General features: G+C 39.0%; 14 protein-coding genes. All 14 read right to left on the bottom strand.

What is annotated here, in order from left to right; all coding sequences use genetic code 11:
• Positions 1–27: 27 nt before the first annotated feature.
• The 14 genes from H5089_RS11030 to hemA all read right to left on the bottom strand — a co-directional run bounded on the left by H5089_RS11030 (position 28) and on the right by hemA (position 15,332).
• Positions 28–549, bottom strand: coding sequence for a hypothetical protein (locus H5089_RS11030; protein WP_024605426.1), 522 nt, complete (start codon positions 547–549; stop codon positions 28–30).
• Between the two features lies 1 nt (position 550).
• Positions 551–3,859, bottom strand: coding sequence for a PKD domain-containing protein (locus tag H5089_RS11035; RefSeq protein WP_182712214.1), 3,309 nt, complete (start codon positions 3,857–3,859; stop codon positions 551–553).
• 16 nt (positions 3,860–3,875) lie between these two features.
• Entirely contained in the window at positions 3,876–4,961 is a 1,086-nt protein-coding gene (gene rlmM, locus H5089_RS11040) for a 23S rRNA (cytidine(2498)-2'-O)-methyltransferase RlmM (protein ID WP_182712215.1), read from the bottom strand.
• 17 nt (positions 4,962–4,978) lie between these two features.
• Positions 4,979–5,347: a DUF423 domain-containing protein gene (locus H5089_RS11045; RefSeq protein ID WP_024595287.1), complete on the bottom strand. Its 369-nt coding sequence runs from the start codon at positions 5,345–5,347 to the stop codon at positions 4,979–4,981.
• Between the two features lie 19 nt (positions 5,348–5,366).
• Positions 5,367–6,002, bottom strand: coding sequence for an alpha/beta family hydrolase (locus tag H5089_RS11050; RefSeq protein ID WP_182712216.1), 636 nt, complete (start codon positions 6,000–6,002; stop codon positions 5,367–5,369).
• Between the two features lie 2 nt (positions 6,003–6,004).
• Positions 6,005–6,907, bottom strand: coding sequence for a transcriptional regulator GcvA (locus H5089_RS11055; protein ID WP_002958561.1), 903 nt, complete (start codon positions 6,905–6,907; stop codon positions 6,005–6,007).
• Between the two features lie 121 nt (positions 6,908–7,028).
• Positions 7,029–7,883 carry a 3-deoxy-8-phosphooctulonate synthase gene (gene kdsA, locus H5089_RS11060; RefSeq protein ID WP_002958560.1) on the bottom strand — a complete coding sequence of 285 codons (855 nt, stop codon included), beginning with the start codon at positions 7,881–7,883 and terminating at the stop codon, positions 7,029–7,031.
• Between the two features lie 9 nt (positions 7,884–7,892).
• Positions 7,893–9,146, bottom strand: a complete 1,254-nt coding sequence (locus H5089_RS11065; RefSeq protein WP_024595290.1) for a DUF819 domain-containing protein — start codon at positions 9,144–9,146, stop codon at positions 7,893–7,895.
• Between the two features lie 14 nt (positions 9,147–9,160).
• On the bottom strand, positions 9,161–9,988 hold the full coding sequence (locus tag H5089_RS11070) for a tetratricopeptide repeat protein (protein WP_002958558.1): 828 nt from the start codon (positions 9,986–9,988) through the stop codon (positions 9,161–9,163).
• Positions 9,989–10,137: 149 nt separating this feature from the next.
• Positions 10,138–10,512, bottom strand: a complete 375-nt coding sequence (locus tag H5089_RS11075; RefSeq protein ID WP_024605422.1) for a SirB2 family protein — start codon at positions 10,510–10,512, stop codon at positions 10,138–10,140.
• A gap of 29 nt (positions 10,513–10,541) precedes the next feature.
• A complete protein-coding gene (locus tag H5089_RS11080; RefSeq protein WP_024595292.1) occupies positions 10,542–12,086 on the bottom strand; it encodes a response regulator in 1,545 nt (514 codons plus the stop codon).
• A gap of 54 nt (positions 12,087–12,140) precedes the next feature.
• Positions 12,141–12,980, bottom strand: a complete 840-nt coding sequence (gene prmC, locus H5089_RS11085; RefSeq protein ID WP_182695313.1) for a peptide chain release factor N(5)-glutamine methyltransferase — start codon at positions 12,978–12,980, stop codon at positions 12,141–12,143.
• A gap of 2 nt (positions 12,981–12,982) precedes the next feature.
• Positions 12,983–14,068: a peptide chain release factor 1 gene (gene prfA, locus H5089_RS11090; RefSeq protein ID WP_002958554.1), complete on the bottom strand. Its 1,086-nt coding sequence runs from the start codon at positions 14,066–14,068 to the stop codon at positions 12,983–12,985.
• 7 nt (positions 14,069–14,075) lie between these two features.
• Positions 14,076–15,332: a glutamyl-tRNA reductase gene (hemA, locus tag H5089_RS11095; RefSeq protein WP_024594740.1), complete on the bottom strand. Its 1,257-nt coding sequence runs from the start codon at positions 15,330–15,332 to the stop codon at positions 14,076–14,078.
• Between the last annotated feature and the right edge of the window lie 33 nt (positions 15,333–15,365).

Raw genomic sequence — 15,365 nt, forward strand, 5'->3', positions numbered from 1 at the left:
GATTAAAAAGCACCTAAGGTGCTTTTTTTAATCTATTTTTAAAGCAATAAACTCAAGCGATGCACGCCTTGGTAATGCATCGCTTTGTTTATCTACTTCTTCAAATTTTTTAATCAAAATACTAAAGCGCTGATTATTAATATTAACGGCTGTAACTTCACCAATTTTTATACTGTAGTTTTGCTGCTGATCAAACAGCTTTAGTATTTGACCTTTTACACGCTCTACGTATAAATAAGGTGTTTGGTCTGGCATCTTTAAACGAATGACATTGATTTTACTTAGTTCATGTACCGCGACCCAATTCTGACTCTGCATTAACGTATTATAACGACTAATACCTTCAGGCTGATAAACAACATCTTGGCTTATAACGCATGTATTACAGTCCTTTACTGATTCAATTCGCCAGTCAACAGCTGTATTTTTATAATACAAATTATCATTTTTTAGTAACCACTCACGTGCATTGTTAGTATCGCTACACGCTATTAGTAAGCTAAAAAAACTACTCAAGATAATAAACTTAGTGCTTAGCATTGGCTTCATACTATTGCTCTTTAATTGCTTTTAACTCAGCAATAATTGCACTACTTGGCTGTGCTTCTTTTATATAACTGGGCAGCGTTTCAATATTAGTAGGCGAGCTTTGTAAATTATGCACCTTACTGTTATTTGTATTTGGCACGCCAAATCGATTACCTGCACTTTGCATATAAAACTGTAAATTAAGCATGCTCCACTCATCTACATCACTCAGTATTGATATTGTATTATCTTGGTTAGTATCAAAGCTGGTTAAGCTTTCGGTGTTAATTGCATTACAATTAAAATCAACTGGTAGTGAGCTATTTCTATTTAACCCCTGTATTTCAAGTATGGTGCTTTCATTTAAATCTGCTGAACTACCATTTGAATAATCAATAATAAAATCATCCGTAGAGCCTAAATGACTATTAGTATTTGGTGCAATATCGCAACTAGCATTGCCTGGGTAAAAACGCTCATAGTAGCGATCGCCTTCGTTATTACCTATTGTTGATAAACCCGCTAATTGATATAAATAGTTCATAGAGCTTAAATGATTAGGCTTAAAATTAACTTCTTCATCACCGCCATGGTATAAACCTAAGTTATGACCTAACTCATGAAATATTGTTGATGCTTGATAATTATAAGTTACATTGGTTGCTACTTGCGTATCAAGCGTTAAACCCCAGCCTCCCATAGTTACCATTAAATCATTACCGCTTATCTCAGCAATACCCGACCCACTAATACTACCGTCTTCGTTACCACTACTTGCCATTAATAAATAATGGAAAATGGGCCTGCGAGTTATATCGCTATATTCCATTTTATAAGCAAATAAATTAGGGCTACTTAAATCGTATTCAAACGGGGTATAGCTATTAAAAGGGACAAGATTTCCGCCACCTAAATCAAAGTTTTGCGGTGCTGTATTTGTATTTTGATCAAACAAATCACCTACGTCAAAGTGGACTGTATAGCCTTTTTCTGCAAAAACAGTGGCTACTTTTTCAAGTGCTGTTCGATGTGGAGTAATACCTACATCACTGCTGTCCATATAATCAACTTCAATAAATATATCTTTTTGTGAGGTACGCGCCCCCCACGCATAAAGTGGTAAACCCGCGAATGTTGTCCCCTGTTGCTCAGCGCAATCAGGAATACCATCCTCATCATCATCTATTGTGCAATTTATATTGTTTGGCCCAGCGGGTGTGTTAAACACAGAATAACTCCAATCAGTACTTTGATTAGTGTCTGTCGCATTAAGCTCGCGCTTTAAGCTGCCTCCTTGCTCGGAGATGATTTGCTCTGCGTTACCACCTTGCCATTGTGATGGCGTTACTGGTTCTTGTACTGAGTTACCAAATTTTACAAAGTCGATTGTTTGTGTACCTGCGCTATTAAGTAATTCTACAAAACCGTTTATGTACCAATAAGGTCTAATTTCATCACTAGCATTACCCACAAGCGCTATTTTAGGGTTGTTAACTGACGCATTTACTAAAAAATCATCCCCAAACTTACTTTGTAAAATAAGGTACTCACCATTTTCAAGCTCTTTATTGGGCAGTGAAAAAGTTGTCTCTGCACTAGTCGAGCTATTAATCATATTAATACTGCGGGTTTTAAGCGAATAACTCTGTAAGTTTACAGCAGCCCCTGTGCCGTTATAAATTTCAATCCAAGGTAGGTCGTTACTAAATTGCACAGAAGAAACTTCAGTTATTTTTATATCTTGGCTAGAGGTAGTAAAAGAAGTAGCTGTTTGCGTTTCAATGGCCGTATCATCAAAATTAGTTAAATCAGCTGTAACACGGACAATATATTGGCTATCTTCATTAAAGCTTGCGCTTACATTTACAGTATGAAAATAAGTACTTGTGTCACTAGTAGTACCCGACAAACTTTCAATATTTAAGGCCAAGCAAGTAGTAAAATTATCTGCCGACACTTGTACGCTTCCTGTACAAACACCACTACTAGAATTAACTGCTAAAGTGCTCGTTAGCATAATATCTGAAAATGTAATACTAACAGGGCTATCTACAAGAACTGGGTCATTATTACTTTGGGGTGTTACATTACTAATTGTAGCGGGCGTTGAATCAACCACAGTAATATTCAGGGTAAATTCGGTTGTGTCTTTTGAATCAGACGCAGTTAACGTATAGCTTTGTGAAGTAATACTGTTTGCAGGAGGCGTGTAGCTAAAAAGTAAGGCCTGTGCATCAATAACACTAATTTGTGCACCATTTAAATCATCACCAAAATTAATCTGAACGGTATCGTTATCGGCATCGCTAACAACTAAACTAAATTCAGTGGCTTGATTATATTGCACGCTAATACTTACATCATCTGCAGTTGGTGGATTGTTTGGTGCTAATACTACAACTGTTTTTTGAGCGCTATTTGTAGCGTTATCGTCATCGGTTACAGTAACCACAAATGTAACATTGGTATTTTGTGAAACAGTGGGCGCATTAAAGCTAATGCTTGTTTGTGTTTGAGTAAGTTCAACTACAGGACCACTTATTTGCTGCCAAGTTATGCTATTAATACTACCATCGCTGTCTTGTGCATCTGCAACTAAGGTTACACTGTCACCTTTTTCAGCTTCTTCAGGGCCTGTAACAATGACTGTTGGCGCGCTATTTACTTGATTAATTAAAACCGTTTTACTCGCTTGAGCGCTTTTACCTGCATTGTCAGTTACGGTTACGCTAAAACCTAGTGTTGTATTTTCAGATACATTAGGGGCGGTAAAACTAAGGACTCCATCAGTTTGTGAAAACTCAACATTGTCCCCAGCAGACTGAATCCAATTAATATTACTTATAGTGCCATCTGTATCTTGAGCGTTAGCAACTAGACTAACTTGTGTGCTGGCAAGTGCACTACTTGGGCCTGTTATATTAACTGTAGGAGCATTATTTTGAGAGGTGATAGTGCCTGAAAAAACTTGTTGTGCAGTAGCACCTGAGTTGTCAGTAACTGTAACCGAAAAGCTAAAGGTCGTATCGGTTGTTACACTAGGTGCAGTGGCTGTAAGCGTGTTACCGTTAGAGGTAAACGTAAACTCAGGCCCGCTAAGTTGTTGCCATTGATAGCTGGCAATTTGTCCGTCGCTATCACTTGCAAGCGCTGTAATGGTAAATGATTGATTTGAAGTAATAACGTTACTGCTAACCGAAAGCGTAACACTGGGCGCAGCGTTACCAGGGGCCGTAGTTGTATCACTACTTTCGCCTCCCCCGCCACAGCCTGTGATTAAAAGTGATAAAAAAAGTAAACTTAGCCATTTATTAATATTGTTTTTTACCACTTTTAGCCTCTACATATTAACTATACAAATTTTGTGGCACCTTAGTAACGTTTAAATGAACGGTTATTTCCTCACGATCATGATATAGATGTTTAGCTTGCAACTCGTAATTGATACCTTGTTTCTCAAGCTCTTTTCTGATCATCGAAAGACATTCATAAACACTATCAAAGCGTTTTTTCATAGGCAGCTTTAAGTTAAATATAAACTCTTTTGCGTATGCATTTACTGCCCAGTCAATCATTAGCGTAGTCACTTTGGTCGGTTTTTCCACCATATCGCACACTAACCAAGTAATATTTCTTTTTTCTGGGCGATATTCAAAACCGTCGGCTCTAAAATGTTTAACTTGCCCAGTTTGCATTAAATCGTCATTCATTGGGCCGTTATCAATCGCACTTACAAACATACCACGGCGTACAAGCTGATAAGTCCAACCACCAGGGCATGCACCTAAATCAACACTGCGCATACCGGCAGCTACGCGTGACTCGCGTTGTTGCTCAGGTATAAATACGTTAAATGCTTCATCGAGTTTTAACGTTGAGCGACTCGGTGCATCGCTTGGCATACGAAGGCGCAAAATACCCATGAAAAATGGAGAATTATTAAAGCTATACGAGTAACCAACATAAGCCGTATTGTTTGTTAAAAACATGACATGCATTACTGGGCGATTTGCTTTTGGCTCACGTAGTACAGTATTTTGTTTTTCGAGGGCTTTTTTAAGCGGTGTTGAGATTTTTTTACAGAACGTTAAAAGCTCTTTGCCTTCATTTGTGTCTGGCGTTTCAACGCGCAGTTCTGAGCACAATGTAAAATCTTTAGCAGCTTCAACTACTGCGCTCACACGGTCCTCTACTGGCATGTTTTCAAGTAATGTGCCGGCAAACCATTGACGTGCAAACACCATGTTTTTAAAATCAACTTTTTTGATTATTTCATCGCTGTGATGCGCTTCAAAACATTCGTAAACAACATAACCTGTATTTGGTTTTGCTTTTACATACCCTGCAAAACCTTGCTCTGCAGCATGAAACGTTATTTCAGCAGCGGCATCGTTTTCAAAACCACTACGACAAAAAATCACAACACTAGACATATTAACCCTTAAACTCTTTAAAACTTAAATCGTGCAACTTGCACTAAAATAACAATCCAACCAATAATAAAGCACAACCCACCAAGCGGTGTTATAGGCCCAAGCCACTTCATTCCTGTTAGAGCGAGTAAATATAAACTACCACTAAAAAGTAGTGTGCCCATTATAAAAAAGCCACCAGCCCAACTCAGGTTTATGCCCCATTTAATTAAAATAGCCACCGCAATAAGTGCAAGTCCATGTACCATTTGATACTCAGCAGCCGTTTTAAAAACGCCTAATGAATACTCCGATAAGCGGCTTTTTAAACCATGGGCAGCAAATGCACCTAACATCACCGAAAGCATACAAAAAATACTACCGGTCATTAAAAATAATTTAATCATCTAACCCCCTACTCGAGTCTTAACGTATCTCAATTTGTTGCTTAATAAATTCAACAGCACTTAACGCTGCTGTTTCTCTATTTTGCAGTTCAGTTACGCCACTTTTTTTACGTGGTTTTAATGAGTGATCGCCATCACTCAGCCAAGTAAACAAAGGCTGCTTTGGCATTTTCATAGTAAGAAGTTCTTCACGTGTACCAAATGTATCTCGCTCGCCCTGTAATACTAAAAAAGGGCAAACAATATCAGCAAAATGATCGGTGCGTAATTTTTCTGGCTTACCCGGCGGATGAAATGGATAACCAAATGCTATAACACCTGAAAGGCTTTGCTCTGTACTACATGCAAGCATTGATGCCATGCGACCGCCCATCGATTTACCGCCTATAAACAACGGCAAATCTGGCTGCGCACTCGTTAGCACTTGTTCATAATAAATAAGTAGCTTTGGTGCTCGCTCAGGAGGCCTGCGTTTATTAGTTTTTTTAGCGATTTGCATATATTCAAAATCAAATAAACCAACATCAACACCCTGCTCGCTTATTAATTTTGCCATGTGCTGCATAAAGTCAGAATCGCTACCAGCACCTGCGCCATGTGCAAATATAAACTGTGCTATTGCAGGTTTCTCCGTGCTTTTAAACCATTCAATCATTATTAATACTCATGTTCTTGCTCATGCTCTACTAAGCTCAGCATCCACTCTTTAAACGAAACTATTTTACCAAGCTCTGTTTGCGACTCACGAAGCACTAAGTAATACGCATTTTTACTCTCTAGGCTATGATTAAACGGAATTACCAAACGCCCTGCGTCTATGTCGGGTTTAGCTAATACACTATTGCCAATTGCCACACCTTGTCCATGTACAGCTGCTTGTAACACCATAGAGGAGTGGCTAAATATAGGCCCTTGATTTACCTGGATGTTACGCACGCCTGCGGTTTTCATCCACGTTTTCCAGTTTTTACGTGTAGTGTCGTGTAATAGTGTGTGATGCGCTAAATCACTAGGTTGATCAAGCGGCTTTAACCCGCTTAATAACATAGGACTACAAAGTGGTACTAAATATTCGGTATGAAGCTTGTACGCTTGTACGCCATTCCAATGACCCCTTCCATAATAAATAGCAATATCTACGTCATCCGTGAGTGAGTTTTCATCTTGGTCTTGTGCTTTTATTCGCACGTCTATCTCTGGATGTAACTCATTAAACAAACTCAAACGAGGCACTAACCACTGAATAGCAAAACTAGGGGTTAGGCTTACCGTTAGTGAGCCCTTAGCGCCACGAGCTAATAGCTTTTCAGTTGCATCAATAAGCTGAGTAAAAATCTCTTTAATATCTAAAAAATAGCCTTGGCCTTCTTCAGTTAACAATAAAGAGCGGTTTTTACGTAAAAACAACTTCAGCCCTAAATGCTCTTCAAGTGTTTTTATTTGATGACTCACTGCCGCCTGCGTTACATAAAGCTCTTCTGCAGCTTTTGTAAAACTTAAATGGCGTGCAGCCGCTTCAAAGGCTTTTAATGCGTTTAATGGAGGTACCCGTCTTGACATAATAACCAAGCTTAGAATTAGTTTTTCTTATGCGTGAGATTATATACATCATATAAGTTTGTGTATATTAAAGGCATAAAAAAAGCGACCTGAGTCGCTTTTTAATAAACATCATGCTTAATTATAAATCGCTTGCACTTGTATCAAGTGGAGCAAAACTTTTAATTAAATCATCAACCGCTTTCATTTGCGTTAAGTAGCCTTCTAACTTGCTAAGCGCTAGCGCACATGGGCCATCACATTTAGCTTCGTTAGGATTTGGATGCGCTTCGATAAATAAACCAGCAATACCCAACGCCATACCACTGCGCGCAAGCTCTGCAGCTTGTGCACGACGACCATCAGCAGAGTCAGCTCGTCCACCAGGGCGTTGTAGCGCGTGTGTTGCATCAAAAATAACAGGTGCCATTGCCTTCATGTCATCCATACCCAGCATATCAACCACAAGGTTGTTGTAACCAAAGCTAGAGCCACGCTCACAAAGAGCTACGTTGTTATTACCAGCTTCATTAAATTTAGTAATGATATGACGCATTTCATGTGGCGCTAAAAACTGTGGTTTTTTCACATTAATAATTGCACCTGTTTTAGCCATCGCCACAACTAAATCTGTTTGACGCGCTAAAAAAGCAGGTAACTGAATTACATCAACAACTTCTGCAACAGGTGCAGCCTGATGCGGTTCATGTACGTCAGTAATTAGTGGAATTTTAAACGTGTTTTTAATTTCTTCGAATATTTTTAAACCTTCTTCCATACCTGGACCACGGTACGAATTGATTGAAGAGCGATTAGCTTTATCAAATGAGGCCTTAAATACATAAGGAATATTTAGTTTCGTCGTAACTTCTACGTAATGCTCTGCAACACGCATTGCTAAATCGCGAGATTCTAATACGTTAATACCACCAAACAATACAAACGGCTTGTTGTTTGCAAGTTCAATTTCATTAATTTTAATAATTTGGTCTTTCATTTAAATTCCTTAAGGTGCAACTGCTTGCATCATTAATCCACAAATATAAGCCATATAAGTACCCACACCGTAGCCTAGTACAGCTAACAAGACACCAACAGGCGCTAATGACGGATGAAACGCTGATGCTACAACAGGTGCTGACGCTGCGCCGCCCACATTAGCCTGAGAACCCACTGCCATATAAAATAACGGTGCTTTAATCAGTTTAGCCACAATTAACATAATGCTTGCATGCACTAACATCCAAATTGCACCCACTAAAAATAGCCCAGGGTTATTGAAAATAGCGGTTACATTCATGTGTAAACCAATCGATGCAACCAAAATATATAAAAAGCTAGAAGCTACTTTTGAAGCGCCAAACGCTTCTATTTGCCTCACTTTAGTAAACGATAAGCCTATACCAATCGTTGTTGATATAACAATTAGCCAAAAGAATTTACTGTTTAAGCTGTATTCTTTTGCCCACTCATAAGTAGTGCCAAAGTATGGTCCTAAAAAGTCAGCGCAAAAGTGTGCTAAGCCAGTTATACCAAATGCAATTGCAATCAGCGTCATGTAATCATTAAGAGTTGGGATGCGTGCATGTTCTGCGTGATATTCTTCCACACGCTTTTTCAAGTCTTCAATTGCGCTTGTATCAGCACCCGTCGCTGCATCAATCTTTTTATGATTTGCTGCCATTAACAATAAAACAGCCATCCAAATATTAGCGACAATTACATCGACTGTAATCATTACAGAAAATATATCACCACCAACTTCAAACATTTCTTTCATTGATGCTTGGTTAGCACCGCCGCCAATCCAGCTACCTGCAACAGTTGTCATACCGCGCCATACGGCATCTGGGCCATGCCCACCAACAATACTTGGGTCAAATGCGCTCACCACTAAAATAGCTAATGGCCCACCAATAACAATGCCTAAAGTACCCACTAAAAACATAATAAGTGCTTTAGGGCCTAAGTTAATAATCGCTTTTAAATCAATACTAATGGTAAGTAGTATTAAACAGGCAGGTAGTAAGTAGCGCGAAGCCACATAATAAACATTAGATTTATTACCATCTACAATACCAAAGGTATTTAATAACGAAGGTAAAAAGTAACACAGTAATAAAGCAGGTACGTATTTATAAAATCGTTTTAAAGCTGGACGCTCACTGTTTGAGGTTTTAAAAATAAACCCCAAAATAATAGCAAGCAAACCAAGCACAACGGCATCATTTGTAATTAATGCGCTTTGAGTTTCAACCATAATTATTCCTATTCTTAATGGTGCGTTTTATTATTATCTTCTAGTTCTTCTATTTGGTGTTGAATAATCTCTATTGCAGGATCGTCCGGACACTCATCTACAAAAAACTGTAAATCATCACGTGCCATTTTAGGGCAACCGAGCTGATTTAATAAGTAACCTCTGTCGCGTCTCTCATACGGGTCGTCGCCTATTAACTCCATTAGCATCTCTACACAGGTTAAAGCATGACCAAATTTATTTTCGCTAATGAAAGACCATTTTTGCTGAGCTAAAAATAACTTATATACTTCGTCATCAAAAATCAGTTCTAGTGGCTCTTGCTCTTGACCATCATCTTCATCTGCGTTTTCAGGGATAATATACCAACTTTGTTGTCCACTGCTTGGCTCTATTATGTAGCCTTCTTCATCACTAATCGCCACATGTACACCAACATCACCTTGGGTAAGACTAAGGTTCGCGTCACAGTTAGCTTGTTGTAAAAAATGACAAAGTATAATTGCCAGTGTTGTAGGTGAACCACTGCGCATAGAAAGCGTATAGCTTAATGTATTTAATTTATATTCAGGCACTTTTAAACCTGATGCACTAAATAGCCAATCACTGTAAAACATATCTAATAATTTTTCGAGGCGATCGTGCTCATCACTCACTTTTAAACACAGCGCTGAAATTTGCTGTTCAAAGTCAGTTAAAGTTTCATAACATGGTGTTAAATCTATCTGAGGGTCCCACTTTGACTCTGCTTTAATACAGCGGTAAATCGCTGGAGGTGTAAATTCATCGTAAGCATCATCAAGATAAGATTCATCGTGTTCGTCAAACCCGAGGGTAGTCATTAATACTGCAACATTTTAGAAAACGAAGGCGTAGTTTACCTAACTTTAAAGCTATATACCAATATAGAGGTGTATTTGAATATTTTCTGAGAGGGAGTTGTATTTGAGCTTTACAAAACAACTATAAAGCTCAAATAGTCAGATATTACTTAAAGCAAAAAAGCTGATTTAGACGTCGCTAAATAACCTATCGCTAAAATAACAGCAGTGTTAACTAAAACGTAAGCAACTTTAGCCGCCATTTTTGTTTGTCGGGCGCTTTTAGCCCCAATACCAATATATATAACCACTAAAACTATTTTTTCTAATAGCCAATATTGTTCAAACGGATTAATTTTAGCCATAAATATAAGCGTAAGTGCAGACACTAATAATAAAGTATCTATACTGTGACTACCAATCATTACCGCTTTATTTTTTGCTAATTTACCACTGCCCATTCGCGAAAAAGCGCGAACATAAAATAATATTACACTTAACATCGCAATTGCCATGTGCGAGTGCTTTACTGCTAAATAATCCATATGCCCCTGTACTTCTGTTTTATAAAAATTTAATCAGGAAAACGGCTAAGAACCGCCTCTAACTCATCAAGCTTTTCGTTAAATACTTCAACCATTTTTGGTTCAAAATGTGTGCCTTTTTCAGCATTAATTTCATCAACCACATTTTGTAATGTCCAAGGCTCTTTATAACACCGTTTATGGCGAAGTGCATCGTATACATCAGCAAGTGCGACTATGCGACCAAATACATTAATTGCGTTTCCGCTTAGACCTTGTGGGTAACCAGACCCATCCCATTTTTCATGATGCTCTTTTGCAATAATTGCACCTGTACTCACAATTTCATGGGGAGAGTCTTTTAAAATAGTATAGCCTTTATCAGTATGGGTTTTCATCACTTCCCATTCTTGAGGTTCTAACTTTGCTGGTTTGTTTAAAATCGCATCAGGAATACCCACTTTACCTACATCATGAAGAGGAGACGCCAACCTTACTAAATCTGCATCATGTTTAGATAAACCATAGCCCTCAGCTAAAATATGACAAATATGTGCTACACGTTTAACATGATTACCTGTCTCGGTTGAGCGCTGCTCTACTGCTTCACTTAACCTATAAACAAGCTCTTGTTGTGTCGCTTCTATTTCAGACTGAAGCTGCACATTTTCAAAGGCAAGTTGCACATTTTGAGAAAATATTTTGATTAAATGACGCTGAGTATCCGTTAAATCCTTTGGGACACCTGATATGAACAGCATTGAATTATGATTGTACTCACTACTGCAGTACGCAAATAAGTAATTATCTTTATAAATGATACTTTTATCATTAAGCGCCTGATGACACGCACTTAACTGCTCAGCTTGTAATACCTCATCAAGCTCTTTACCTTCACTTTTTTCAAAATCGCCAGTGCCAGAGCAAACTATTAGTTTTTTATTTTTTTCATGTTCTGGGTTTTGTGCAACTAAAGTGGTGGCATACATAGCTTGATCAGCAATACCCAATAAAGATGTTAATTGCTGCATAACGCCTTCAATAAAGTGCTCTATTGAATGCGCAGAAAAAATATCACGAGACGCTATAATTATTTTCTCAAGCCCTTCGCGTGACTGCTCAATCGAAATAATATCCCGATACGAGCGTAGGCTCGACATAATAACAGTAAATAATTTTTGAGCCGTTAGCTCCGTTTTCGATTTGTAATCGTTAATATCATAATTAATAATGACTTGACGTTCAGGTGCCTGGCCAGGTTGGCCTGTTCTTAAAATAATCCGTATATGATTATTTTTAGCTTCTTCACGAATAAACTTAGCAACCTGCAAACCAGCGTCGTCGGTTTCCATTACCACGTCAAGTAGCACAATAGCGGCATCTGGATGCTCTTTTATGAGCTCTTTCGCTTCAGCACCTGAGTAGGCACTAATAAACTCTAAGCGTTTATTTTGAAATTCAAAATCACTCAGTGCTAGTTTTGTAACAGCATGAACTTCAGGTTCATCATCAACGATTAATACTTTCCAGGTACCGTGTTCAATCTCATCGATTGTTTCTTCTGGTTCATCTGAAAATAAAAAATCACCCATCATAGTCGAAATTCCTTCATGGCATTATTTAACGCACTAGTAGGCAATTATTATTCTCTAGGGCCACAGTGCAAGTGTTACACGGTCATTGTTACCAAGGTCTTTCACTGTTTTAATATTAACAAATGCCATTTTTTCAAAAAAATGACGAACAGCTTCACCTTGCTCAAAACCGTGTTCTATTAAAAGATAGCCATTAGATGACAAATAGTCACGTGATTGTGTAATTATTTGTTTAATATCAGACATTCCGCAATCATCAGCCACTAATGCCGATAGAGGCTCAAAGCGCACATCACCCTGATTTAAATGTATATCACTACTTTCTATATAAGGAGGGTTAGTGACAATTAAATTGAATTTTTCGCCATGCAACTCACTAAACCAGTTACTTTGTTTAACATGTACATTATTAATCGCTAATCGCTGCTGGTTACGTGTAGCAAGTGCAACTGCATCGCTTACTCTATCTACTGCAGTAATTTGCCAATTAGGCATTTCACTACCCAGTGCCAACGCAATTGCACCAGTACCGGTGCCTAAATCAAGTACTTTAGCTGTAGCAGGTACAGTCACTTCAAGTGCTTGTTCTACTAGCGTTTCGGTATCTGGTCGAGGTATTAAGGTTGTTGCGTTAACTTCAAGCGATAAACTCCAAAACTCACGCTGCCCCGTAATATGTGCAACAGGTTCACCGTTTAAACGCCTTTGGCAAAATGTATTAAATTGCTGTTGTTGCTCATCACTAAGCGCATGTTCTGGCCAAGTGAAAAGGTAACTGTGAGGTTTTTGAAGAATATGTAAAAGTAAAACTTGTGCATCTAATTTAGCACTTTCGCTGCTAGGTGCTAATAAATTAGCGCCTGCAGCAATAGCTTGTTCAAGAGTTTGGCTCACGACTACTCGTCGCCCATAGCCGCTAATAAGTCAGCTTGATGCTCTTGCATTAATGGGTCAATAATCGCACTTAAATCACCGGCTACCACTTCGTTTAAACGATAAAGTGTTAAGTTAATACGGTGATCGGTAATACGACCTTGCGGGTAGTTATAAGTACGAATACGCTCAGAACGATCGCCACTACCTACCAAGTCACGACGTTCAGAGGCTTCTGCCGCATGGCGTTTTTCATCTTCAGCTTGTTGCAGTCGAGCTGCAAGTACTGACATCGCTTTAGCGCGGTTTTTATGCTGCGAACGCTGATCCTGACACTCAACCACAACACCGGTAGGTATATGTGTAAGTCGAATAGCAGAATCAGTTTTATTTACGTGCTGACCACCTGCGCCTGATGCACGAAATGTATCAACTTTTAAATCTGCTGTATTAATTTGTATCGCTTCTGCTTCTGGTACTTCTGCCATAACCGCAACAGTACACGCTGAGGTATGAACACGACCTTGTGATTCAGTCTCTGGTACACGTTGTACGCGATGTACGCCTGATTCAAACTTTAATTGACCGTAAACTCCTTCGCCACTGATATTTGCAATAACTTCTTTGTAACCGCCATGCTCACCTTCATTGGTGCTTACAACTTCTACTTTCCATTTTTTATTTTCTGCGTAGCGGCTGTACATACGAAATAAGTCACCAGCAAAAATAGCCGCTTCATCGCCGCCCGTCCCTGCACGTACTTCAACAAACACGTTGTTGTTATCTCGCGGATCTTTTGGCAACATTAATACTTGAATTTGATCTTCAATCACTAGTATTTGTGCTTTTGCTTCTTTATATTCTTCTTGCGCCATTTCACGCATTTCAGGGTCAGAATCTTTAAGCATTTCTTCTGCACTGGCTAAATCGTCTTGCGTTTCTTTATAGTTTAAAAACGTTTTTACAATCTCTTCAAGCTCAGAATACTCTTTTGAAAGCGCACGAAAACGGTTTTGATCACTAATGACCGACGGGTCGCTTAGCAGCGCTTGTACTTCTTCATAACGCTCTACTAAGGTTTCTAATTTATTATAAACAGACTCTTTCATTTAACGGTTATTCCTGATCAATACCTAACATTTTTTTCAACTGGTTTAGCTGCGCCACTTCACCTTTTTTCGCTGCATCTTGTATTGCACGGGTAGGCGCGTGCATTAAGCGATTGGTTAATTTATTGGCGAGCTCTAATATAATTTTTTCTGCATCTTTACCTGTATTGAGCTGACTAACAGCACGCTCTACAAGTTCAGACTTAATTGTTTGTACATCGTTTCGATAATGGCGGATTAAATCTACCGAATCGAGTGAACGCATCCACATTGCAAATTCTTTGGTGCGTTCAGTAATAATTATTTGCGCTTGCTGTGCAGCTTGCTCGCGCGCTGCCATATTCTCGCTTACAATGGTTTGTAAGTCATCAACGGAATATAAATAGGCAGCATCTAGCTCCCCAACTTGGCTTTCTATATCACGCGGAACCGCTATATCTATAAATAGCATAGGTTTGTGACGTCGCTGCTTTAGCGCCTGCTCAACCACCCCTTTACCAATAATAGGCAAAGTGCTGGCTGTAGAACTAATCACTATATCGGCTTTATGCAAACGCTCAGGCAATTGCGCCAAAGCAATCACATCTGCCGACACTTCATCAGCTAAGTTACGAGCTCGCTCAATAGTTCTATTTGCAACAGTGATATTTTGAGGCTCATTTTGGTATAAATGTTTAGCAACCAATTCAATGGTTTCACCTGCGCCAATTAATAACACATTGGTCTTATCAAGCTTGCCATAAATATGCTTTGCCAAGTTAACTGCAGCAAACGCTACCGATACCGCACTTGCGCCAATATCGGTTTCAGTTCTAACTTGTTTCGCTACCGAAAATGTTTTTTGAAACAACCTATCAAACGTAACACCTACTGCATCGTGGTTTTTAGCACTAAAAAACGATTGTTTTATTTGCCCCAAAATTTGCGGCTCCCCCAACACCAAAGAATCCAACCCACACGCCACGCGCATTAAGTGATTAATAGCATCGTTATCTTCGTAGCAATAAGTGTTTTTGCTCAGTTCATGTTCATCCAAACCATGGAAACTGGCAAGCCAGCTCAACAGTGTTTGGGAATTTTGCTGAGCGAGGCTACAATAGATCTCGGTTCGATTGCAGGTAGACACAATAACCGCTTCATTAAAGTCGGCATGGCCACTTAATTGTTGCAACGCCTCTGAAATTTGCTCAGGCGAAAAAGCCACTTTTTCACGTAATTCTACGGATGCGGTTTTGTGATTTATACCTAGTGCTATTATGGTCATATTTGCCAAATATTGCTGAGCCCTACTTCAAAG

Source organism: Pseudoalteromonas sp. SR45-1 (genome assembly GCF_014163655.1).
GTDB lineage: Bacteria > Pseudomonadota > Gammaproteobacteria > Enterobacterales > Alteromonadaceae > Pseudoalteromonas > Pseudoalteromonas distincta.

Coding starts and splice junctions, on each gene's coding strand:
- H5089_RS11030 (WP_024605426.1), bottom strand. CDS start 549: ATGAAGCCAATGCTAAGCACTAAGTTTATTATCTTGAGTAGTTTTTTT.
- rlmM (WP_182712215.1), bottom strand. CDS start 4,961: ATGTCTAGTGTTGTGATTTTTTGTCGTAGTGGTTTTGAAAACGATGCC.
- H5089_RS11045 (WP_024595287.1), bottom strand. CDS start 5,347: ATGATTAAATTATTTTTAATGACCGGTAGTATTTTTTGTATGCTTTCG.
- H5089_RS11050 (WP_182712216.1), bottom strand. CDS start 6,002: ATGATTGAATGGTTTAAAAGCACGGAGAAACCTGCAATAGCACAGTTT.
- H5089_RS11055 (WP_002958561.1), bottom strand. CDS start 6,907: ATGTCAAGACGGGTACCTCCATTAAACGCATTAAAAGCCTTTGAAGCG.
- kdsA (WP_002958560.1), bottom strand. CDS start 7,883: ATGAAAGACCAAATTATTAAAATTAATGAAATTGAACTTGCAAACAAC.
- H5089_RS11065 (WP_024595290.1), bottom strand. CDS start 9,146: ATGGTTGAAACTCAAAGCGCATTAATTACAAATGATGCCGTTGTGCTT.
- H5089_RS11070 (WP_002958558.1), bottom strand. CDS start 9,988: ATGACTACCCTCGGGTTTGACGAACACGATGAATCTTATCTTGATGAT.
- H5089_RS11075 (WP_024605422.1), bottom strand. CDS start 10,512: ATGGATTATTTAGCAGTAAAGCACTCGCACATGGCAATTGCGATGTTA.
- H5089_RS11080 (WP_024595292.1), bottom strand. CDS start 12,086: ATGATGGGTGATTTTTTATTTTCAGATGAACCAGAAGAAACAATCGAT.
- prfA (WP_002958554.1), bottom strand. CDS start 14,068: ATGAAAGAGTCTGTTTATAATAAATTAGAAACCTTAGTAGAGCGTTAT.
- hemA (WP_024594740.1), bottom strand. CDS start 15,332: ATGACCATAATAGCACTAGGTATAAATCACAAAACCGCATCCGTAGAA.